Below are 25,870 nucleotides of genomic sequence, written 5' to 3'. Positions count from 1 at the left end.
TTAGTAGAATTTAAAAGAATAGGAGAAAAATGTATAAATCTTTATTAAATATCAATGAAACACAATATGCAATTGCAGAATTAAAAAATGTTTTTTCAGTTTATATTTCTAAAAAATTAGATTTAGTAAGAGTGTCCGCTCCATTATTTTTAACATCAATAAGCAGATTAAACGATGGTTTAAATGGTGAAAAACCAGTTATGTTTGAAGCAAAAGATTTAAACGATAAACTAGAAATAGTTCATTCTCTTGCAAAATGAAAAAGACAAGCACTAGCAAATTACAACTTTAAAATGCATACAGGTTTATATTGTGATATGAACGCAATAAGAAGAGAAGAAAAATTAGATTTTTTACATAGCATATATGTAGACCAATGAGATTGAGAATTAATCATTGCAAAAGAAGAAAGAAATAAAACAACATTACATAAAATAGCAAAAGATATTTTTGAATGTCTAAAAACCACTGAGAAAAAAATTAGATCTGAATACTCTCAATTATCTAAAAAACTTCCTAAAAACTTATTTATTATTTCTTCATCTGAATTACAAAATTTATACCCTCATTTATCACCTGAAGAACGCGAATATGAAATAGTAAAAAAACACAAAGCAGTATTCATAACAGAAATAGGTTATCCTTTAGCTGATAAAAAACCTCATTCATTACGTGCAAAAGATTATGATGATTGAACACTTAATGGAGATTTAATTGTTTATCACGCACCTAATGATTGTCCTTTAGAAATTTCAAGCATGGGAATAAGAGTAGATGATGTGGCAATGATAAATCAATATAAAACAAGCAAACAAGAAATTGAAAATATTAGTGAATATCATAAAAATATTATTAATTCAAAACTCCCTTACACAATTGGTGGTGGAATAGGACAAAGTAGAATTGCCATGTTTTTATTAGAAAAACAACATATCGGAGAAGTTCAAGTAAGTATTTGATCTGACGAAGATAGACAAAATCTACAAACTAAGGGAATTAATTTACTGTAAACAATCATAAAAAATGCCAAATCATGGCATTTTTATTTGTTTTTTTAATAGTGATAAATTCATTATTTTTAAATATAAATACTGAAATATACTCAAAAAAATACTGAAAAATAATTTTATTTTGTAAATTTAATTACTTTTTAGTATAATTTTGTAAATAATTTTTAAATACTTTAAATTTATTAATTTTTGCAATTTATTTTATGTCTTTAAAATTTAAAAATTATTTTATAAATATGAATTATTAATATAAAAAGGAACTATATGAAAAAACATAAGTTTTTTATTTTGTTATTGCCTTTGTCAATAACCATACCGTTTATAGCGATTTCTTGCGCTCATAATAATACCAACGCACAAAAAGCAAAAGAAACTATTGATAAAGCGAATAAAAGTGAATTAAGTAATGAAAATAATTTACAAAAAGAAAACAAACCAATTATTACACCGCAAAAACCAAAAACAAACAATACAACAAACTTAACCAAACAAAGTGATAAAGCACCGAAAAACACTCAAAATACTCAAAACCAAACAAAAAATACAGAGATAAAAAACAAACCAGAAGCACCAAATTCAAATAGTAATTTAACATCAACTCCAAAAATAAATGAAAATCAAAGTTCAAGCAATGATCTAAGTCAACCACAACAGCCAAGACATGATTTAAGTAATGAAAGCCAAAATAAAGTTAACAATGATAATTCTACAAGTGGTGAAAAATTAAAAAACCTAAAAAAACAAGAAAATTCTACGCAGCCAGCTAATTCTGAAATTATAAAAGAAAATGCAACTCAACCAAAAAATTCTACACCAGATAAATCTGAAAATGATTTAAAAAATAATGTTGGAAGCGGCACAAATACACAAGAATCTCCAAGTACGCCAAAAGAAAATGCAACTCAACCAAAAAATTCTACACCAGATAAATCTGAAAATGATTTAAAAAATAATGTTGGAAGCGGCACAAATACACAAGAATCTCCAAATACGCAAAAAGAAAATGCAAAATCCACAAACTCAAATAATATTCAAAAAACAGAACCAAAAGAACCAAAAGAACCAAAAACTGAAGAAAAACAAAATATGGAAACAAAGAAAGAAATACACGACAATAAAAGCAATGAAAACAATACAACACAATTAAATACACAAAAAGGAGAATCAATAAACGGGGATGTTGATGGCTTTCAAACTAATGAATTTAAAATTGATTATATTTATGCTAATGCAAAAAATTTAGTACTTAGGATAAAAGGAATTGGTTCAAATGAAAATTTCAAAAATTATGAATTTTACTTATTAGCTACAAAACCAGGCACTGGTTTTTGACCAATTAAAGCTATTGTAAATGCAAAAGAAGATTATGCTAGTGTAACAATAACAAAAATAGATTCGATACTAAAACATGAAAACTCAGAAAATTTAGTAATTACACTATCATATAAATCAAAGGATGGTAAATCACAAATAATTGAATGACCAGGTCATAAGTTAATAGTTAAAGGACAAAGAATTGTAGTTGAAAAAACTAATTAATAATTTATTTGAAAAATTTTTAATTATGTTATAATTATCTAGCAAAACATTCAGAGTTGCGTAGCTTAGCGGCAATGACGCATGCCAACCTGTTAATTCAAGGTGGAAAGCAAGGGATCAAAATTTTGGTTCAACATGTATTACAACAAATCTAAATATGTAATGTACCTCTCTTTTTCGTTTAATAAGAAAAAGAGAGTTTTTTTATTTAAAAAATAATAAAAAAGCCAATTTATGGCTTTTAAATTAACTTAAGATCTTAAATTGCTTAAAGAGAACATTAGAATTAAATTCATTTTTTAATAAAATAACTAACTTTACTTGATCTGTTTTTTCAACATTAAATGCTAAAACAGTATCATGAGGACGATTTAATTGTGGTAAATTAAAAGTAATTTTATCATTTAATTCCTGTGAAAATAATTTATAAACATAAGAAGAATCTTGTAATTTAGAATCATCAATTTGTTGTAATACTTCAGACATAGATATATTATCTTTTAATTTAAAAATTAAATTATTCACATAATTATCAAGAAATTCTTTTTGTATTCTTTTATCTTCTTCAGAAAATAATCTAAACTCACCTTTTGCTATTGTATTATTACCTTCTTCTTTACCTTCAATATATCCACCTTGAATATGCATAACTTTTATATTTAGTGCAAATTGTTTAGTTTTAGAATTAAAAACAGGTTTAATAATTAACTTATGTCCGGGTTGCATTTTGTTTATGTCCATTAATTTGGAAGATACAATATTTGATATTTCAAAATCTTTTAAAGTTCTATAAATATCATTATTATTTTTTTCATATTTTTGTTTAAATAATTTTAAAAATTCTTCATATGTTGTTTGTGTATCTTTTTTTATTTTTAATTCAAATGAATCATAAATTTGTTGAATTAGACTTAAAGGCAAATCATTTACTTTAGTTTCTGTATTAGATGTACCATTAACACAAGATACAGCAGGTATTGCAACTAAAGAAATTGCTGGAATTAAAGTTAATAAGACTCACTTTTTTTTATTTTTTATCATTCCTTATCCTTTCATTTAAAATCAATATATCTTGTAAATATTCTAAATTGTAATATGAAGCTGGTTTAATTATGTATTTTTGTAATAAATTTTTTGAATAATTATTAAGTGAAACATAATTATCAATACTTATAGTGTAACTAAGTGCATTTGCTATTTCATTTATTAGATTAACAATGGTAAAAGTTATGTTTCTTTTTGAATAATTTGTAATAAATGATAGCAACATATTATTAAACTTTTCTATGTTTCAACTAAAATTATTTGTATTAAACTTTTTGATAAATTGCTCAAAGTTTTTAAAATCTGAATATTTAAATTTATCAAACATCTTATTTGCATAAGAATAGTTACTAAATCCGAATTCTGTTTGTAAGTTTCTTATGAACTGACTAATTTCTGGATAAGATTTTGTATCTTTTACAACATCTCATATATATATTAATTGCAATAAATTTTTATAATTATTTTGCGTTAAATATTTATATAAAAAACCATTTGTATCAGTAGTAGAAATTTGAAAATTATTTTCATTATAAATACTGTTTTGATTTTTAAAATATAAATTATATTGATCGTCATTTTCAATTAGTTTTATTTCTACTTCAAGTCTTTTATCTAAATTTTTAAAAGTATTTTTAATGAAATTAGCTAATTTAGAAACTGAATAAAGGCCTTGTCTGTTATCTAGTGGAACTGTTCAATTTACAGTATTTTCGTCTTTGTGAAGATTAAAATAATTATCTAAAATTGGCTTTATAACTTGTTGAATTTGATAAAAATCTACGGATTCTAAAGATTTATTATAATTTGTTATATTGTCCAATTGTTTAGCTTTTTGTTTATTTTCAAAGCTTGTTGTTTTATTAATTTTTTGTAAATTATCATCAAAAATTATTTGTTTTGATATTTGTTGTGCTGCATCAATTAAATTTTTATAATTAGTATTTTCAATATCATTAGCAGATATAAAAATTCCACTTGGTGCTTGTGAAAGATATACGTCAGAATTTTTTAAGCTACTTAAAACATAAGGATTTATTACATTATTAATTAAACTTCTAAAAACAATAGTATCCTTTGTAACTGTTTGTTTAATAAAATAATCATTTTTTAATTCATTTTTATTTAAACCAAAATATAGTCTACTAAATGCATTATTAAAAAATAATGTGTCAGAATGAGGAAATAAATTGATAATTAAAGGAATTTGATTATTATACATTTGATAGTTTTTAAAATAATTAAGATTATACTTTTCAAAATTATTCATAATATCCTGTTTTTGTAACTCATCTAAATTATTAAAATTAAGACTACTATTTAAATTTTGATTAAAAGCATTAAACGTTTGAATATTAAAAGTTTGTGAATTAATTGGTAAAACATTAAATTTAAAATTAATTTCATTTAAACGATATTGATTTTGTCAGTTTGTATTATTAATATAATGTTTATTTTTATATAGTTTTATATTGTCTAATGTATTATTTGTTACAAAATAATAACTAGAATAAAATAAATCTTGATATGTCTTACCATATTCATATAAAAAATCATAGTTTTTTAAATCACTTGAAAAAAAATCTAAGCTAAATTTAAAACTTGGAATAGCATCCGTTACATTATCTAATAAAAATAAATTTCTAAAAACGTCTGATCAATCTGAAGTTAAAAAACTTCCATCCGTTTCTAATTCAAAAGTCAGCGGCTTATCAGTTTTTACAAAATTTGGATTTAAAAATGGTTTTATATTAATATTATTCGATTTTAAGTATTCTAAAATATCATCTTGATTGAAATAATTTATATTTTTAGTAATTTGCGTATCTTGTAAGATTAAATTTGGATTTTTTAATATTTTTGTACGGTTATTTTTAGATAACATAATTGACCTTAAGAACCCTAATTTAAAATCTTGAATTTTAACAGTTTCATTAATTTTATTACCTTCAGCATCTAATCAAGGATTTTTATTATCTAAAACAAATATTTCAATTTTTTTTGCATTTTTTAATGCCTTTTTAAATGTTTTACTATTAATTGAATGCGAATCATCACTTTCAATGAATTTATATAAATTAGCATAACCTGTTGTTGGATTATCTTCTTCAAGAAAAGTATCGGGATTAGCAGGATCTCCGCTAGGCAATTTATCAAAAGATACATCTTTAATTGTATCTTTATCAAAAACTGAAATTTCTTCTTGCATAGCGTCATTTTCATCGCTATTTCAAGTTATCTGTATTCTTGAAGCTTGTTCAAATTTTAAAAACATTTTGGATGGTTTTAGAATTTTATTATTTACAAAATCAATTGCTGGTTTATCTTGTGATACTATTCTAAATAGTTTAGTAGAAATTAAATTATTAATTTTTTTAGAAACATTATTTTTATTATAAATTGAAAAATTATTGTTGTCATTAGGAAAGTTGTACGTTTCAATATATTGATCATTAGTTTCTAAAAAATTATTAATTTTACAACTAACTGCAAAAAGCCCCGCAATAGGAGCTGATAATAATATGCTACTTAAAAATATTTTTTTTAACTTCATGGTAATATTCCTTGAATCTCTATAGACTCACCGGAAATGGCCGGCGGTTGTAAATGTGTATGGAATGAAAGCATTACAAGCGTTAAAATAACACTTGCCGCAAAATAAGCAAACGTAGTATAAAGAACTTTGACAGAAGAATTTCTATTGTGAATAAATTCAGGCACTAATTCAAAAATAGCAGTAAAAACTATAATTACTCCACCGATAATTTGAAGTGATGGTATAACTCATTTTTGATAATCTAAATACTTACCTAAAAATGCCCCAAAAAATAAAATTGGAATTATTAATAACATTGTATATAAATTATATCTTATTGCTTTTCATTTAGTTTGACCGTACTGAGTTTGACGGTAATAAATAATAATATTTTCAACTAGAATATGAATATTAAATGTAACAATTAAACCAATATTAGGGTTAGTGTAATTTATACTTGTCATTTGATAGACACTTAATCCTAAAACAAGACCATCTATTATTCTATGAATTAATAACATTAAAATAGCTATTCATGCAGCTTTGGGATTATCTATATCTGTAAAAGAAATAATATGATCTGAATGTCCATGTTCTTCATGAGATTCATGAATATGTCCTTTATGTTTTTTAATAGAAATATATCTTCAAAGAATAACTAAAGTTAAACCAATTAAAGCACTTATCCCAACAATAACTGCCATATATAATTGTTCTTTAGTAACATCTCCATTTGTTAATCTTAATCCTCCATTTTCACCGCTTGTATGTAATCAAGTTTCAAGACTTAAAACAGCTTCTTTAATAAAACCTGCTGAACCAATTATTAAAAACATTCCTGTGCTAAATGCATAAAGATAAATCATTTTATGTTTAGAAAATTTTGGTTTAATTGCACTTAGTACTAATGACACAATAACAGGTGCCGCAAGCAATATAAGTGAGTAAATTAATAAATTTATTAATATTGTTAATTCAAGATTATTATTAAATTGAATTTCCTTAAAAAACATAACTCTCCTTTATATAATTTTTGATAATAACTTACAATATTTTACCAAATTTTTTTTAATTATATTATAATAATAATTGCAAAATTAATAATTGCAAAAATTACGGCAAGGAAATATCATGTGGAAAAAAAATAAGTTATTTTTAGGTTCTATTTTGTCTTTATCTAGCATTAGTGCCTTGGCTTGCATATCATGTAATACAGCAAATATAAATACTCAAAGTATAAATGAATCAATAATAGATAAAAAATTATTAATGCTATTTAATAACAAACAAATTAATATTTTAAATAATTTTTATCCTTTTTTAAATAAAGAAATCGAAAATTTAAATAATGATAATACTTTTTATAACATTATCGAACAAACAAAACCTAAAACAAATGAGTTTGGAATTGAAATAGGACAAGAAAAGATTATTGATGTAATAAAAACCCAAGATGCACAAAAAATAGACATAAATAATTTTTTTGTACAATTTGATAAAAGCATAGTTAAAACTACAAACAACTGCTTGCCATGAATCACAAATACTTTGCCAACTGTTTATAATATAAAATATTCTGAAATAGGTTTAAAACCATTTCCAGATATTCAAACTTTAATTTATAAAATAATTGATGACATGGGAAATGGTACATGAGCAAGCGTAACTAATTTAAAATTTTTCGACGGTTATTTTTATAATCTAAACACAATTAGATTACAATCATGATTAGATAATCCTTTGCAAAAAAAATTTTTAGAAACCCTTTTACTAACATATATAAATTATTTTAATACTGATGTTTACAAAATAAATATTAAAATTAATGAAGAGGATTTTTTAGAAGATAAAAATGATAATATGGTTAGTTTTTCTTTAGAATGTTTTGATAAAGATAACAACAATTTATTATCAGAAGAAAATAAAAACAAAAAATTTTATTTATTTGGTTTTAAAAATTACTTAAATGACCCAAAGTTTGGAGTATTTAAAAATATTGATGATTTAAAACTTTTTAATGAATATTTAGTTAGTCCAATTTTAAAATTTAAACTTAATAATATCTATTCAGTTAGTGATATAAATAGTTTTGTAAGTGATTTATATAGTCCGGAATTTATAAGTGGTGACGGTTTAAATTATTTTTTAAACACACATAGTGATTTAATTGAATTAGAAGTTCCGGAATACAAAAAGACCACTGACAAAGCATATCGATTTGTTTCAAGTGAAATCGCTGAATTTTTCGGAACACGACAATTACTAAAAATTAAAATTGAAGTTATTCATCAAGATGATTCCAAAGAATATTTTTGATGAATAAGTAGTGATTTTGATGATCATGGTCACAAAATGAAACCACTAATTAATAAAATAAAAAACCAATTAATATTTGAAAGTTTTAATCCTAATTTAGAGAAGTTTAATTTACAGAATGATACATTTCAATTAAAAATAAATAACCAAGATAAAAGAGATTTTACAGGCATAGATGCAAATGACTTTTTTGAATCAGACCTATTTAAAAGCATTTTAAATTCAATTGATCAATCAGCAATAAAACATATTAAAATGCCTTACTATCTGAGCCTATGAAATAATAATATTAAAAGTAATTTTGAAGCAGGGTGACTAACATATGACTCAGAAGCATTTAAATACTTTCAAACATGACTTAATCTTTTTGTTTTACAATATGCAATAAATACTAAAAAAGGTGATATTAATACAATGTTAAATCATATAAGAGTTGAAATTGCTGATATACCATATTCTGCAGGTCAAGTTGCTTTAAAATTCCACTTCATTGCCTATGAAAATTCAAAAGAAGTAGAATTACTTAATGAAAAAAATCAAAATAAAATAATTTTATGAAATGGCTTTAAGGGTTATGATCAAACAAAGAAAGAACCATTTACATTTTAAGGAGAAAAAATGAAAAAAACAAACAAGAAACTTTTTGCTTTTAGTTTATTAACAATAAGCACAATTGCAGCTATCTCAGTTCCTGCAATTGCTGCTTCTTGTGCACAAACTAAATCAGAAGAAAATAAAAAAACAACAAATGAATTTAAAAATTATAATAACTTGAAAGCAAATTATGATGAAGCAAAAAAATTTGTTATCGACAAAATCAAGGTTAATGCCGATAAATTTATTATTAAAGCACAAGCTTTTACAAATTCATTAAAAGATTTAAATAATAATTTAACAGAAATAGCAAAAACCGATAGTTTAAGTGACGAAGAAAAACAAACAATTACAAATTATGTAAATACATGATTGACTATTCCAGAAGAAGTTAAAAAAGACCAAACATCAGAATATGCAACTTCATTAAATAAATTAGCAGATATATCTGAAGATTTAGATTTAGTTATGGGAACTCACATAAGTGCTTTAAATAACAAAAATAATGAATTTTTTGAAAATTTAAAAAATATACAAGATAAACTAGAGGAAAAAAATATAACAAATGGTACATTACAAAGTAGTTTAAGAAATATTTGAATTTTCTTCACTCACACATTAGTTGATCCAGATCACTTTACAGAAGAAGAACATTTACATGAACAAGATGTTAATCCACAAAATTCAAATCAACATAATCACTCACATGCTGCTGCTAATTTATACTATGAAAGTCTTGAATGAGTAGATAATTTTATTGATGTTGTAAATAAACAAAATAATAACGCAACAAACAAGAATATGATAATAAATACATTCAACGATACAATTAAACCACTTATTACAAAAGCAAATAGTGAAAAAGCAGAAGAAATAAATACAAAATTTACATTATTAAAAAATAATTTAGAAACATTAATTTCTCAAAATTCTGAAGCTATTTCTTCATCATTAGACTTTAAATTACAAGAAGATTCAACTGCTATTTTAGAACAAATAAAAACAAACTTAGAAGCACTTGTTACTGAATTAGGATTACCTAAAAATAGTGTTGAATTTGAAGATTAGATTTAATCAAAAAACCTAACACATAGAGTGTTAGGTTTTTGATTGTTTTATAATTTAGAAACGACAATTATAAAATTTTTAATTTTTGTGTGTTTGTTATAATAATTTAAATACAAAATTATTTCCATCTACATAATGAATTTCTTTATTTATTGTTGTATTTTCTGGATTTGCTCCACTACCATCTCATAGTAATAATTGTTTGTATTCTTTATTATTTTTTTCTTCATAAAGTTTATCAATAACTAAAAAGTAATAATTAATGACATCTTTAATTTTATTTTGATAATTGTTGTAATCATGAAGTACAGCCTGTGTTGATGATGGACCTCCTTCTCTTTTTAAAGAATCTAATTTATTTGAAAATTGTATATAAAGATTGTTAGATTTATTTTTGTTTGGAATTTTATTTAATAAAGAAAATCCCATTTTTCGAATATATTCATTAATAACGTAAGAATCAGATGAGCCCCTTAATTTAAATTGTGGTCATGTACTATAATTTTTTCAATAATATTGTGAATAATTTTTAAGTGGTCAATTTGAACTAAAGTTTCTTGCTGCTAAATTTCCAGCCCTATTTTCAATATTTTTTATAACCGCTTCTATGCTTTCATTATTCCCTGGAGTGGTTGATGTTTGTAATCTTAGTACATCTTCATATATATTCTTATAGTTAAAATTAATTGGTTGTCCTTTTGAATCATATGAAAAGAAAAAGTCAAAATTTTCATATTCATTAGTACCTATAAATAAATTATTATAAAAGAATGTTAAGTATTTATATCAATTTTGGTATCCAACAAGAAAAGGCAAATAAGAATATAATTTTCTAAATTGCTGTACATATTTTCCTGGTTGTCCGTTTTCATCATAAGCAACGAATTCTTTTAGTTTATCTTTTAACATATCCATTTCTTGTTCATAGTATTTTATAGAATTAAAAAATTTATCTCTATATTCTACATAATCATTAATCAGTCTAATTTTGTTATCTCTATATACATTGCTGTTTGTATTATTTTTGTAAGATTCAAGAAACTCTTTTTGTAAAACATTATTTAAATTTCTTGTTTCAGATAATCTTGTAAATCCATTAATTTGTGTTTGATCATTTTGTCTATTTATAAATCCGTTTTCAGATTGATTTAATTTCGATACTTGTATAAATTTTTCTGTGTTATTAACAAGAGTATTTAAATTGTTAGTTAAAAACATTAGGTCAATATCATTTGAAATATTTACTAATTGTGAATCTTTATTTTTCTTTATAGATTTACTATTAACCTCTTCTTCTAAATTGTTATAAGCAGTTTTTGCAGATGTATTTGCAGTTCTAAACTGTTGATTGTCAACTTTTAATACATAATTTTGATCTGCAGGAACTGGTGAAGAATTTTCTGCAGGTGGAATAGGATTAAAACTTCTTCCTCATCTATTATCTGGTGTTGGAAGATGAACTAAAGCATTATCAATAGCTGTTACAAATTCTTTTTGTTTATTAAGATTTTGAACTGCTAATTTATGTGCTTTTTCATATTCTTTTTTATTATCATTAATTTTTTTAATATTTTGTATTGCTTCATCATAAATATTTTTTATAGCATCTGCATAATTTGAACTATTGTAATTTACTTTAGAAAGTGAGTTTTTTAGTTGTGATAATCTTGAATAATTTTGTTGACTTTCGACTATTTTATCATTTTCAGGGTCTGAAAGAACTTCTTCAATTTTTGTATTTAATTGTTTTGCTATTTCTTGATATGCTTCTTTTTCTAAATTATCATATTTTTGTTTAGCATCAAGAAATGTTTGATCACTGAGTGTACCATTATTAACTGCATTTGTAACTGAATCTTCTATGCCCTGAATTTTTTGTTGTATTCAACTATCTATATTAATATCTTTATTATAATGAGCTGATATTAAAGATTTTTTTGTTTGAAAATCATTTCTTGAAGTATTCATTTGATTTATAGCATTATCGCGAGATTGTTTTCTTGTTTTTATGTTATTAAATTTAGTATCTAATCTTGAGTATGATCCTTCAGATTGTTCTCGTGTTGGATTATTATTTGGAAGAGAAATACTATCTTCTGTATTTTTTGTTCTTTCAAGATCTGCTTTTAAATCTTTGTAATAATCACTTTTTAGGGTATTATTTACATAACGTTCTACAGTCTCACTTAATTTTTGATATCTTAATGCAGACACATCTCTCATTTTATTTTCTAATTGTGATTTAGCTGTAGAAAAATCAGTTGAAAAAATTGTATTATTATTTTGTTTTGTAGTTAATGAATTTTGATTGTTTGATAAAAATGTTTCTAAATCTAATTTATATTCAGCATATTTTGCATCGTTTTTAAATGTAGTATATTCTGTAACTGTAGCATCATAAGATTGTTTATTAGTATTTATATTTGCAACTTCAGTTTGAGCAGATGATTTTGCATTTGTTAATGGCTTAATCTGATTTCTAATTTCTTGAGCGGTTTTGCCACTATATTTATTTGTTTTATTTACATTTCCATCAGCTGAAGAAATAGCATTTGTTAAATCAACATTTTTAACTTTGTTATATTCGGGTTTAGTTAAACTATTTTTATAATCTTCAACTTCTTTTCTTTTAGCCTCATATTCTCCGACTGCTTTATATCAATCTATATTATTTTGCAATGAATTTAAATTTGTAGTTGCTTTATCAAAAGCTTTTTTTATTTTTGTAGGATCATTATTTGCACTAGTTATATCTGAATTTAATGTAGAAATAATTTGGTTCTTTTCAGCACTTAATAATTCTTTTGCTTTGCTGTTTCCAGTTATAGCATTAATATTTCTCTCTAATGTTGTTTTTGAATTTGTATAACTATTTTTAGATGCTTTTATATTGCTTGCATTAGTGATTGTTTCTTCAATTTTGTTTTGTCTTGATGAATATGCATTGTCAGTTAATGCTTGTTCATTTGTAATTGAATTGTGAAGATTATTTTCATTACCTAAAACACTTTGAATGTAACTTTGAATTTCAGGATCATTGCTATATAAAGTAGTTTTTGAATCTGCAAGTTCAGTTTCTTTTTCAACTAATCTATCTAATAAATTTTTATATTTAGAAATTTTAGTAATATTTTCTTGTTTATGTAAATTATTTTTAGCTTGATTAATATTTGAAGCACTAGAATTTGTGTTATTTCTAATTTCTATTTGTGGTTTTAAATCATTTTCAATAGCTTTTTTAATTTTTTGATATTTTGATTCAGAACCCACAGCATCAGTAATTTCTTTATATTCTTTATCGAAACTATCTTTAGCTTTAACTTTATCAAAAATCACTCTTAAAGTATCTGTTTCTTCATTATAATCACTTGCTTGTATTGTTTTTGCTTTTTGATTTGCCGATATATTTGAATTTGAACTATTTATAGCAGTTTGTAATTCATTAGCAAAATCTGGATATGTTGTTTTTGCTGAATTTAATTCGTAAACTTTAGCTTCATAAACATTTTTTGCTTGCTTCATTTTTTCTTGTTCTTGAGTGGCTTTTGTGACCGCATCATTTAATGCTTTTGTTTGTTCTTCTAATATAGCAGTTGAAGTTGAATCAATTTCAGCTTCTTCAATTGTATTTTGAGTTACTATGTCCCCAAGATCTTTTTTGATTTTACTTTCTTCTAAATCGTTTAATGAAGAATATTTATTTTTGGCTGATTCAAGCGCTTGTCTGTATTTATCTGCAGCAATTTGTTGATTTATATTAGCATCGGAATTTAGTTGTTGTAATCTTTCTTTTGCTTGATTATAAGCATCTTTTATACTGTCTAAATCAGAATTATCTGAATTTAAAATACTATCTAATTTTTCTTGAGCTTTTTTAACTTCATTTAAATAATTTTGTTTTGCTCTTTCATTGTTTCCAAATTTTTCTTCTAATTTTTCACCAGAAAGAATTTTTTTAATTTCTTCATCATATTCTGATTTTTTATTGTTAGTTTCAGTAATTTTATTGCTTATTTCTGCATTATTTAATTGAGTTGTAACATTCTTAATTTCTTCAGTTGTTGAATCAACATTATCTCTAACAGCTTTTTGATCTGAAACCGCTTTTTCAATTGCTTTTTTAATACTATCATTAGCACCTTTATTTTTTAGTGCATCATATGCATCATCAAAGTCTTTTTGTGCTTTTTGTTTTTTAGCATTATCAAATGCATCTTGAAGATCTTCAATTGCTTCTTTAATTGTTTCGGGATTTAGTTTATCTTGATTTTCTGTAGGGTGAACAATAGCATCTTGACTATTTTTTGTACTTTCTAAGTCGGATTTTATTTGATTATATTTAGCATCATTTAAATCTGATTTTATATATTCTTCAACATCAGCTTTTAATTTATCAAATTCTTGAGTTTTAGCCAAATTACTTGCAGCATCTAATATTTTTTTAGCTTCTTCATATTTAGCAGCGGTTTTTGGTTCAGAATTTAATATTGCATCAGCTTTATTTTTTGCATCATTTAATTCTGTTTTTATTTTTGCTTTTAAAGCTTCATCTTTAATATTTTCGGCTTCTTGTTTGGTTTTATTAAACTCTTCTAATGATTTTTCATATTTAGCTTTATTATCATTTGTTTCTTCTGTTTTTTTAGCCTCTAAAGTTTCATTTAATGTTTCAATTGCCTTTTTAGCTGCATCATATGCTTCTTTTTGTTTTTGTTTATCTTCTCCTGCTTCGGTAAGACTAGTTGTTAATTTTTTTTCAATTTTTAACAGTTCTTCATCATAATATTGTTTTGTTTTAGGATAATTTCCGTCAAGTTCATTAGAAGTTGCTTGTGCTTGTTGTTTTGTATTTTCGTAATCTATTTTAGATTTATCTAACTTAGCTTTTAATATTGCATCGTCTAATGTAGTTATTGTTTTTGTATAGTCATTTACTATAATAGTTTTTGAATCTTCTTTTGCTTTTATTGATGATTTTGAAGAATGTTCAATGTTTTGTAATTCATCTATAATTGCTTTTTCAGCTTGATTACTTGGATTTAAAGAATCTTTTAATGTTTGTAATTCTTTTACTTTTTTATCATAATCTTCTTTTGCTTTATTTAAAGCTATATCTTCTTTTGCTTTTTTAAGAGCATTTGTTGCATTGTCATATGCTTGTTTAATTTCTTCTGGAGTTTTAGCTGTTTTTAAATCTTGTGCAAGTGAACCATCTTCTTTTGTAATATCTTCGATTGCTTTTTTATATTTTTTTAATGCTTCAGGATAATTTTCAAATTCGTCATCAGAAGTTGTGTTTTGTAGTTCATTTTTATAGTTTGTTTTTGAACTTTCAATATCTTTTGCGTCTTTAAGAGCTTTTTTTAATCCTGTTTTAAATTCACTATATTTTTCAGGATTTAAAGCATTATCAGCACCTATATTACTTTCTTTATAGGTGTTTAAAGCATTAGTTAAAATGTCTTTAGATTCATTATTTTCAGAAGTTAAACTATCATTGTAATCTGAAACCTCTTTAAAAGCATCTTTATACTCATCAAAACTTTCTTTTATTAAATATAATTGCGAAATTTGTGATTTAAGTACTTCAGTAGCTTCATTGATTTGTTGTGCAATTGAATCATCATTATCTCTGATATTTTTTTGTAATTTTAAATGTTCTATAACTGCATTTTTTAGATTTTGATATTTTGTAGAACCTTCTGTATCTTTAAATTTATCTAAAATATCGCCATAAACTTTATCAAAATCTGATTTTGATTTAGCTAAAACAGCATCATCATATGCTTTTTGTAATTTGGGAAGTGATTCTTTTAAAATCTCGATTGTTGGTTTAGGTGTAGATGTTGAAAGTGCTTTTGCATCTTCTGGATCTTTTATGTCTTTTAATGCTCTTGCAATTTCAGGGTATTTAGAATGTTTATTTGCATCTTCTCCATTAGTTTCATCTAATTCAGTCAATAATTGATCTGCTTGTTTAGATAAATTATCATAAGCATTTTGGAAAATTTCTAGTTGTTGATTTTTTGCAGCTTCTAATGCTTGATTTAGATTTTCTTTTGCTTGATTTATTTGATCAATTGTTTCATCAATAGTTGCTGTATTTTTTGTAAAGTTATTTGCTACACTGATTTTATTATCGGTTTCATTTGTTATTGCTAAATCTAATGTATTTTTTACATTTTTATCTAATTTATCATCTAAGGTATTGTAAAAATCTGAAGCTTCTTTTTCTTGTTTATCAAATGCTTCTGATGCTTTAAGAATTTTTTCTTGATCATTTAAAGAATTTAAAGCATCAATTAAATTTTTCTCAGTTGAAGAAGCACTATCATGAATTGTTTTTGCTTTTTCTAATTCTTCTAAAATTTTTCTTTCAGTAGCTATATATTCGGGTTTTGTAACAAAAGTTCCATCTTTATTTTCTTGTAAGTTGTCTTGGACATATTGTTTAATTGAATCAATTTTTGCTTGTAAATTAATTCTTGCTTGTTTTCTTTTGGCTTTATTTTCAGTGTATTTGTCATTTGCTTGAGTTATTGCACCTGATAATTCTTTTGCTTTTTGATCAAAATTGTCTTTTGTTTTATTATTATCATCTTTAAAAAATTTTTGTAATTCTGTTACTTTATTTTTTAAAGTATTATAAAGTTCTTCATCATCTTTATTTAAAACAGGTGCTTTAATTTTTGATAATAATGTTTCAGCATCTTCTACTTGAAGATCAAAGTTATCTTTTGATGTTTTTAGTTCTTTATTAGCTTCAAATATAGTTGTTAAATTATCAATTGATGCTTGAATTTGTTCATCAGTTACTGAATCTTTTAATGTTGGTTCAGCAGCATCTGGATCATTTTCTAATAATTGTTCATTTGTTTCAATTGCTTCATTTAACTTATCTTTTATAAACTTAAATTTAGAATCTTTTAAATCAGAATCAATATAATTTTCAATTAAATGTTTTTGTGCTAAATAACTTTGGAATTTACGATTTTTATCTAAGGTTTCTTTGTCGTGTTTAGCTTTATCAAGAGCAATTTGAATATTTTTAATTGCTTCTTTAACGTCAACATTTTTTTGTTTATCATTTTTTTCTTCGCTATTAATGCTTATTTCATACAAGTCATTAATTTCTGCAATTTTATTTTTTAATTCTGTTTTGATTGATGAGTATTTTTCTTCATCTAATGAGTTTCCGTAATTAGATGCTTCAGAATATTTATTTTTATATTTAGTTTTTGATTCTTCTAAATCGATTTTATCTTTTTTAGCTTCTATTTCTTTTAATTTTAATTCTAAATCATTTTTTGCTTGTGTTATTTGTGTGCTTGTTGATTCAGTATCTTTTTTAGCAACAATTTCATCAATTTCTGATTTTTTAGTCTTTAATTCTTCAGCTAAATTAGGATATTTTTGTATATTTACTTCTAATTCTGATATTAATTTATTTGCTTTATTTGCAACTGTTTCATATTCTGTGCTTGCTTGTTCACGATTTGTTGCTGTTTCATTAACCTTTTGTTTTGTTTTTTCAAAAATAATTGATAATTCATTATTTTGTTGTTGAATTTCAGCTGTATTTGAAGAGTTTTTTGTTTTTTCTTTAACACTATTTAAAGCTTCTTGTAATTCATTTATTGACTTAGCATCTTCTGGATGTGTGTGAGTTTTTATGTAATTTTCAATTTCACTAAATGTTGAATTTATATTATCTTTAGCTTGTTTTTTATTTTCGATTTGACTTTCAAAGCTTTTTAATATTTCCACTGCATCTAAAATATCTCTTGTGGTTGAATCTGGATTATTTATTATTGCATCTTTTTCCGTTATCAAATTAATTATTTCTTGCTTAATTGACTCATATTTAGGTTCTGTTAATTCATCTTTAATTCCATTTAATTTCGCTCTTTGTGTATTATAAGCAGTAACTGCTTCAGCTTTTTTAATTTTTAAGGATTCAATTATTTTATCTGCAGATTCATATATTTTGTCAAATGTTTTTGAATCAATATCTTGACTTTCAGTTGTTAAAATATCAGATACGTATTGTTTAATATCTGGATATTTATTGTCGGAAAAATCATTTAAAAAATTATTTGCAAGTTCTTGAGCACTTTTTAAAGTATCAATTGAATGATTTCTTAATACATCATTTAAATATTTTTTAACTTTTGCAGATTCTATGTAGCTTGTAATTTTACTTATACTGTCATAAACAAATTCAAATTCATTACTTTCAATTCCTACATCATATTTTTCCTTTGAAAAGTTTAATAAAATTTCTTTTGTTTGAACATCATCTGGTGTAATTAATATTTCACTTGAATATACTTTAGCTTCATCATAAACTCTTTGAAGCTCTTGTTTAGAAACTTTATACGCTTTTTTAGTTGCATCTTCAAGTTCTTGAATTAATTTTTGTTTTGCTTCTAAAATATCTCCTACATTAGAATTTTCAAAACTAATATCTTTTATAATTTCATCACGATTAGTTTTTTCATCTGAATATAATTCATTATAAAAATCATGCAATGATAAAGGATCATTAATAAATTCATTTAATTTTCTTAAAGCTGTTTCATAGTCAGAAAAAGCCATTGATTTAATATTATCGTCTTTGATAGCTTTGTTTTTTTTAATTTGATCAAAAATATCTTGAAGACCTTCAGTTTGATTATCTATTTCTTTTTGGCTAGAATTTGAATTTAAATTATTATCTGAGTTTTGAACTGCTTCTTGAAGTTCATTTTTTAAATTTTCATATTCCAAAAATTTTAATTCATTATTAATGTAATTTTTTATTTCTTCCTTTAGTGAATTAAATTTTTTTCAACTGTTTTCCTTATTATTTGAAACTAACGTTACAAATTTTTGTAAAGAAAATTTAAGATTATTAATTTTTATCTTAACCTTTGAAAATGTATCATAAAAAATATTTAACACTGGATTATCATCTAAAATATCTTGTACTATTTTTGATAAAAATTCATCATCTTTTAACTCAGTGTTTTTAAATTCATTTAAATTGTTTCATAATTTTTGTTGAGTTTGGATTAGATTTTTTAATCTAGCTTCTTCAACAATAAATGCTGTTGTAGTGGCTGCTAAAGTAGCAGTAGATACAGCTAATATTCCACTTATTTTCTTTAATTTCTTTTGATTTAAGTTCATTTCTTTCTCCCGACTGCAAATAGCAAAGAATTTATAAATAAATTTTATTATTAGAATGCTAAGCAGTATTTTACAAATTATACAATCAAAAAAAAAAAAAAAACAATCTTTTGTTTAGATTTTTGTTTGTTTTTTAACTTTTTTTAATTTTGGCAAAGTTTTAAAAGAAAAAAATATTAAAAAAATCAGTTGCCTGATTTTTGAAAATTTTTAGATTTTTTATTTAAAAATTTTTATTTCTGATTTGTTGTTAATTTTTAATTCAGCTTCTAAACCTAATGGAATTACAGATAAAGGCATAGAGTGACCAAAGTCTAAATTAGCAACAATTGGCATATTTTTTAATTCTGATTTTGTTGTTAGCATAGTAATTAAATCTTCTTTTGAAATATTGGAACCTAAACAAAATCTTCCTATCATAAGTCCTTTTACATGTTTAAATCATGGTGATTGAATCAATGAAACTAGCATTCTTTCAAAATTATCATAATCATATAGCGACACTATTTCAATTGCTAAAATAGTATCTTCTTTTACATCTGGAAAATTTGAAGTTGGATTTATTAGTAATAAGGTAGATAAATTACCACCCAATATTTTCCCCTTTGCTTCTCCATCTTGAATATTTCATCAACCGCTATTTTTTTCCAATTTACGATTTTCTTGATCAATAAATCATAAATCATCACTTCACAATTCTGATGCTTCTAATTGTACTTCTTTATCTTCATTTAAAAACATATTTCTAAATTGTTTTTCAACATATTCTGAATTTTTCAACATTGCAAATGATGAAAAATGAGGTCCGTAAAAGACAGGAAAATTAGCATGTTTTAAAATACCTAAATGTAATGATGTAATATCACTAAATCCACAAAAAATCTTAGGATTATTTTTTATAATTTCTCAATTTATATATGGTAATAATTGATTCGAATTAAACCCACCAATAACTGTTAAAATAGCTTTAACATTTTTATCTAAGAAAGCGTCATGCAAATCGTCTACTTTTTGTTTAATTGAACCAGATAAACGATTTTCTACTTCATAAACATTTTTACCAAAAGTTACTTTAAAACCCATAGATTCTAATTTTTTTATAGCTAAATTAGTATTTACTTCACCAATTAATTTTAGACTTCTTGCAGGAGCAACAACTCTAATCTCATCTCCAGGTTTTAAAAACATAAATTTATTCATTTTTATCCTTTCTTGTTTGTGCTAAAAATATCATAATATTAAATTATACATTTGACTTAAAAAATTAAAGTTACAAACTCTAAAAATAAAAAGTAAATGACAACTTTAAAAAACATATATAAAAATATTTGTGTTACAGTTAAAAATAATATTTTTTCAAAATTTGACAATTTTATCAGTTTTTTAAGTGTATAAATAAGGAATTTAACCAAATTTTTTGGAATTTTAGATAAAATTAAAATATGTATAATCACAAATTAATCGAAAAAAAATGACAACAAAACTGAGATGAAACTCAAGCATTCAAAACCACTAATAAAAGCGATAAAAAGGCTTACATTTTAGATATGTTTCCATACCCTAGTGGATCTGGTTTACATGTTGGTCATCCTGAAGGATACACTGCCACAGATATAATAAGTAGATATAAAAGATTAAATGGGTATGATGTTTTACACCCGATGGGTTGAGATGCATTTGGTTTACCTGCTGAACAATACGCTCTAAAAACAGGAAATAATCCAGCTGATTTTACTGCTAAAAATATTGCAAACTTCAAGCGTCAGATAAAAAGTTTGGGATTTAGTTATGATTTTGATAAAGAAATTAATACATCAGATCCTAACTATTATGTAATGACACAGTGAATTTTTAAAGAATTGTACAATCATGGTTTGGCAAAAATAGAAAATGTTGATGTTAATTGATGCGAAGCTTTAGGAACTGTTTTAGCTAATGAAGAAGTTATAGAAGATGAAAATGGTAATAAAGTTTCTGAACGTGGACATTATCCAGTTGTAAAAAAACCAATGCGTCAATGAGTTTTAAAAATAACAAATTATGCAGAAGAATTACTAGAAGGATTAAAAGATCTTGATTGAAGTGATAGTTTAAAAGCGTTACAAACTAATTGAATAGGTAAAAGCGTAGGAACAGAAGTTTCATTTAAAGTTAAAAGCAAAGACATATATATAAGAACATTCACAACTAGACCTGACACAATTTTTGGTGTGTCATTTATTTGTGTTAGTCCAGAGTATAAAAAATTAAAAAAATTAGTAACAGAAGAACAAAAAGAAGAAGTAGAAAATTTTGTAGAAAAAGCGAAAAATCTTTCACAAATTCAAAGAAATAATATAAACAGAGAAACAAGTGGAGTATTTACAGGGAGTTATGTTTTAAACCCTTTAAATGATGAATTAATTCCTATTTATGTAGGTGATTATCTAGTAGAAGGATATGGTACTGGTGCTGTTATGGGTGTACCTGCTCATGATTCTAGAGATTGAAAATTTGCAACAAAATATAACCTTGATATTAAATGAGTTATTCAGACAGAAGATTTAACTAAACCTTATGAAGGTGATGGAGTTCATATAAATAGTGAAATGTTAAATGGTTTAAAAACTAATGAAGCAATAAAACAAATAAATGAATTTTTTGAAACCAATATGATAGGAAGAGTTGAAACAAACTATAAATTAAGAGATTGAATTTTTAGCCGCCAAAGATACTGGGGAGAACCATTTCCTGTTTTATTTGACGAAGAAGGTAATATTAGCTTAGTTGATGAACTAGTACAACTTCCTGAAACAAATAACATTAAACCCTCAGGAACTGGAGAAAGTCCCCTTGCAAATCTTTCAGATTGATTATATGTAGAAATAGATGGTAAAAAATATCGTCGAGACACCAATACTATGCCACAATGAGCCGGTTCTTCATGATACTTTTTAGCCTACATACTAAAAAATTCTGATGGAACATATGAAAAATTAAACAGTGTAGAGGCTAAAAAACGTTTCAAAAAATGATTACCTGTGGACTTATATATTGGTGGGCAAGAACATGCTACATTACATTTATTGTATGCTCGTTTCTGAAATAATTTTCTTTTTAATCGTGGAATTGTTCCTGTTAAAGAACCATTCTTTAAATTAGTAAATCAGGGAATGATTTTAGGGACTGATGGACAAAAAATGTCAAAAAGTCTTGGTAATGTTATTAATCCTGATGATATTGTTGAAAATTATGGAGCAGATACTTTAAGAATTTATGAAATGTTTATGGGTCCATTAACAGATACAAAAGCTTGAAATGATTCTGGTGTTAACGGAATTAGAAAATGATTAGACAGAATATATAAACAATTTGAAAGACTTCAAAAAAACAAATTAACTGACAAATCCACTGAAGAAGAAGAGAGTGAATTAAATAAAGTTATATTGGAAGTTACAAACAATATTGAAAAATTAAAATTTAATATTGCTATTAGTAAAATGATGGTATTTATTAATTATTTAACTCAATTACAACAAGTATCGCTAGAAACGTTAAAAACTTTTTCTATACTATTAAGCCCTTTTGCACCACACTTAGCAGAGGAACTACTTGAAAAATTATCACAAGAAACCACCATGAATCAAACATGACCTATTTATGATGAAAATAAAATCATCATCTCAAAAGTATTTATAGGAATACAAGTCAATGGAAAAATAAGAGGCGAAATTGGTATTGAAGATGGTTGAAGTGAAAACGAAATTATAGAAAAAGCAAAAGAAATTGAATCAGTTAAAAAATATTTAATAAATAAGAATATAATAAAAGTAATTTACAAAGAAAATGCAATAATAAACTTTATCTGTAAATAGGATGAAATTATAAATTGTGAAAATAATAAGGAGAGAGAAAATGATTAAATTAGTTAACCAATTAAATGAAAATCTAGTTTTAAAGGCAGCATTTGAAAACACATTAGTGCCTGAAGAAACTTTAAAAGAAAATAATCAAGTAACAGATTTCTTTGCTACAAAAGAATCATTTGTATTTTTAGGAGAAAAAGATAAGTTTACAACAAAAGATTTAAGAAGCTTTGCAATGTCATTTACTGCAAATCAAAAAAGAATATACACAGTAGATATTGCGTCTTTTGTAACACAAAAAGTAAACATAAATGAAGTTGTAAAAGCTTTTCTAGATGCTTATGAATTTAATAATGCTGATGTTTTTAGTTTAAAAACAAATAAAAAAGATACTACTAAAGATTTATTTTTATATAGCACACAAGATTTAGAAAAAGTAGCTCATGATCAAGATATTTTAAATAAAAGTATTACATTTGCAAGAAACTTACAAAGAATGGTGCCTAATATTGCAAACAGTGAATTTTTAGCAAATGCTTACTATGAAGAACTTTCAAAATACTCAAATTTAAAAATTACAGTACTTGATAAAAAAGCAATAGAAGAACAAAAAATGGGTCTATTACTAAGTGTTAATAGAGGAAGTACATATGAACCACGTGTAGTAGTTGTTGAATATAATGGAAACCCTAATTCAGATACTAAGCTAGCTTTAGTAGGCAAGGGAATTACATTTGACAGCGGTGGATATAGCTTAAAACCTTCAAGATATATGCTAGGTATGAAATATGACATGTCAGGTTCAGCTGCGGTTGCTGCTACAATGAAAGCTATTGCAGAATTAAAACCGGGAGCAAACGTTGTTGCAGTTATGCCTTTAACTGACAACCGTGTAAATGGTGATGCTTCTACTCCCGACAGTGTTTGAACATCAATGAATGGAAAAACAGTTGAAATAAACAACACAGATGCTGAAGGTAGATTAGTACTTGCAGACGGTATAACATATGCAGTTAGAAATTTAAAAGCTACAAAAGTTTTAACAATTGCAACATTAACCGGAGCGATATTAGTGGGATTAGGTCACACATACACAGGTGCATGAGCAACTAATCCAGCAGATTGAAAAGCGCTTGATATTTCAGCTAAAAAACAACATGAACTAGTGTGAAGAATGCCACTTCATGAAGAATATGCAAAAGAAATTAAAAACACAAAAGTTGCTGATCTTAAAAATACTGATTTAACAGGTGATGCAGGGTCTTCATCTGCTGCAATGTTTTTAAAAGAATTTGCTGAAAATGCAGACTTTATGCACTTAGATATAGCAGGAACAAATGATATAGCAGACGTTCCTCAAGGTGTAATGATAAAAACCATGTATGAATTATCAAAAAATATAAAATAACGCAAAAAACCAGAAAAAAACTGGTTTTTATTTTGTTTTTTTTTTTTTTTTGTTTCTCCTTTTTATTTTTCCAACCTTATTAATGTGCTATAATAACTTTCCGCATTTAATTTAAATATCATATTAATAATTTAATGTTTTTAACAATAAATGGAGAAAAAATGGAAAAAGAAATTCACAAAAAGAAACACAAAAAAACACTCATCTTAATAATTGTTATTTTTCTATCTGTTTTATTTGGTGCCGCCATTGCATCCATTCCAACTTATTATTTAATCAAAAATAAAAATGCAAATTTAAGTAAACAAAATGAAAATAACAAAAATTACTATTTGACACAATTAACATTTTTAGAAAATCAACTTATTGAAAAACAATCTAAGCTTTCTAAATTAAATAACAAATTCAAAAAATTTGGTGATGAAAATAATAATGAAAAAAGTGATTTGGAAAAAGAAATTAAAACTTTAGAATTAGAATCTAACAATTTAAGAGAAAGAATATTATCGATAAACTCAATATTAAAAAACAAGGATATTCAAATCTCAGAACTTCTTAAAAAATTAAAAGAATTTGAAGACAGATATCTTCCGAGTGAAGACGTAGATCATGAAGATTTTAAAAATGATAACTTTGATATAGTATTAAATACAACATATGAGAAATCATATAATACTGACCCTTTAAAACCGTTTGCAAAAGATGATTATTCAACAAAAGTAACTTTAAAAAGAAATACAAATCAAAATAATTTAACAGAGAAAGAGTTTTTATTTGAATTTGATGACAATTTTTATAAAAAACTTATTAAATATGCAAGGCATGTAGCTAATCAAAATAATCAAGATGATATGTCCTTATATTGGGAAGATTTTTTCTTAAATTTTCTTTCATACTTAGGAACAAATAAAGGTGGATCATCAAATAATGTTAACACTAAAATATTTTATTTTTTAATTGAAGAGGGAGATTTAATAAATATTAATTATCTAAATAAAAATTTAAATTTACAAACAATATCTTTTAACTTGCAATATTTTTATGATTCAAAAAATCTTTTAAATATTAATGAAATCTATAAATCCGGGAAACATTATAGAGTTATAATGAAAATAAAACCAGGAATAAACAAACAACCATCACTAAATTATTACTATGACGAAAATACAAACAAATATTTAAGATATTATATAAATAGGGATTGAAATATAGCAAACTACTCAATAGATGAAAAATCACAAAATAATGAAGATATTAAATTCTATTGAAAAGAATACAAAGCAAGAGATGAAGAAAATAATATACCTGCTCATGTTGATTTAATAATTTATTTATCTGC

At 24.5% G+C, this 25,870-nt stretch carries 12 protein-coding genes; 7 read left to right on the top strand and 5 right to left on the bottom strand.

Going from position 1 to position 25,870, the window contains the following annotated elements; translation table 4 throughout:
- Positions 1-29: 29 nt before the first annotated feature.
- Both N8G13_RS02925 and N8G13_RS02920 read left to right on the top strand, forming a co-directional pair.
- Positions 30-1,010, top strand: a complete 981-nt coding sequence (locus tag N8G13_RS02925; protein WP_262289402.1) for an aspartate--ammonia ligase — start codon at positions 30-32, stop codon at positions 1,008-1,010.
- Between the two features lie 264 nt (positions 1,011-1,274).
- Entirely contained in the window at positions 1,275-2,549 is a 1,275-nt protein-coding gene (locus N8G13_RS02920) for a hypothetical protein (protein ID WP_262289401.1), read from the top strand.
- A gap of 246 nt (positions 2,550-2,795) precedes the next feature.
- Here N8G13_RS02920 and N8G13_RS02915 read toward each other — a convergent pair whose 3' ends face one another.
- Genes N8G13_RS02915 through N8G13_RS02905 form a run of 3 tightly spaced genes read right to left on the bottom strand, consistent with a single transcriptional unit; the run spans position 2,796 to position 7,142 of the window.
- On the bottom strand, positions 2,796-3,590 hold the full coding sequence (locus tag N8G13_RS02915) for a hypothetical protein (protein ID WP_262289400.1): 795 nt from the start codon (positions 3,588-3,590) through the stop codon (positions 2,796-2,798).
- Entirely contained in the window at positions 3,577-6,147 is a 2,571-nt protein-coding gene (locus tag N8G13_RS02910) for an OppA family ABC transporter substrate-binding lipoprotein (protein ID WP_262289399.1), read from the bottom strand. Before N8G13_RS02910 ends, N8G13_RS02915 begins: the two co-directional genes overlap by 14 nt.
- Complete coding sequence (locus N8G13_RS02905; protein WP_262289398.1) at positions 6,138-7,142, bottom strand: ZIP family metal transporter; 1,005 nt, start codon at positions 7,140-7,142, stop codon at positions 6,138-6,140. The genes N8G13_RS02910 and N8G13_RS02905 overlap by 10 nt, the downstream gene beginning before the upstream one ends.
- Before the next feature lie 118 nt (positions 7,143-7,260).
- Between N8G13_RS02905 and N8G13_RS02900 the strand changes: the two genes are divergently transcribed.
- Positions 7,261-9,054, top strand: a complete 1,794-nt coding sequence (locus N8G13_RS02900) for an MAG3240 family lipoprotein (RefSeq protein WP_262289397.1) — start codon at positions 7,261-7,263, stop codon at positions 9,052-9,054.
- Positions 9,055-9,063: 9 nt separating this feature from the next.
- Positions 9,064-10,107 (top strand): MAG5150 family histidine triad lipoprotein, encoded by a 1,044-nt coding sequence (locus N8G13_RS02895; RefSeq protein ID WP_262289396.1) that lies wholly within the window; start codon positions 9,064-9,066, stop codon positions 10,105-10,107.
- 96 nt (positions 10,108-10,203) lie between these two features.
- Here the strand turns inward: N8G13_RS02895 and N8G13_RS02890 are convergent, their stop codons facing one another.
- Complete coding sequence (locus N8G13_RS02890) at positions 10,204-19,278, bottom strand: hypothetical protein (RefSeq protein WP_262289395.1); 9,075 nt, start codon at positions 19,276-19,278, stop codon at positions 10,204-10,206.
- A 219-nt stretch (positions 19,279-19,497) separates the two neighbouring features.
- Complete coding sequence (locus N8G13_RS02885; protein ID WP_262289394.1) at positions 19,498-20,478, bottom strand: S66 family peptidase; 981 nt, start codon at positions 20,476-20,478, stop codon at positions 19,498-19,500.
- A 242-nt stretch (positions 20,479-20,720) separates the two neighbouring features.
- Between N8G13_RS02885 and leuS the strand changes: the two genes are divergently transcribed.
- From leuS to N8G13_RS02870, 3 genes are all read left to right on the top strand, one after another.
- Positions 20,721-23,132: a leucine--tRNA ligase gene (gene leuS / locus N8G13_RS02880; RefSeq protein ID WP_262289393.1), complete on the top strand. Its 2,412-nt coding sequence runs from the start codon at positions 20,721-20,723 to the stop codon at positions 23,130-23,132.
- A 40-nt stretch (positions 23,133-23,172) separates the two neighbouring features.
- The gene (locus N8G13_RS02875) at positions 23,173-24,531 is read left to right on the top strand and encodes a M17 family metallopeptidase (protein ID WP_262289392.1); all 1,359 of its coding nucleotides are present in this window, start codon (positions 23,173-23,175) and stop codon (positions 24,529-24,531) included.
- A gap of 161 nt (positions 24,532-24,692) precedes the next feature.
- Positions 24,693-25,870 (top strand): hypothetical protein (locus tag N8G13_RS02870; protein WP_262289391.1); only part of this gene is annotated, 1,178 nt, incomplete at its 3' end.

This window comes from Mycoplasma zalophi (genome assembly GCF_025486335.1).
Taxonomy (GTDB): domain Bacteria; phylum Bacillota_I; class Bacilli_A; order Mycoplasmatales; family Metamycoplasmataceae; genus Metamycoplasma; species Metamycoplasma zalophi.
Note: the sequence above shows the minus strand (reverse complement) of the source record. Positions and strands in the feature narration are given on the sequence as shown.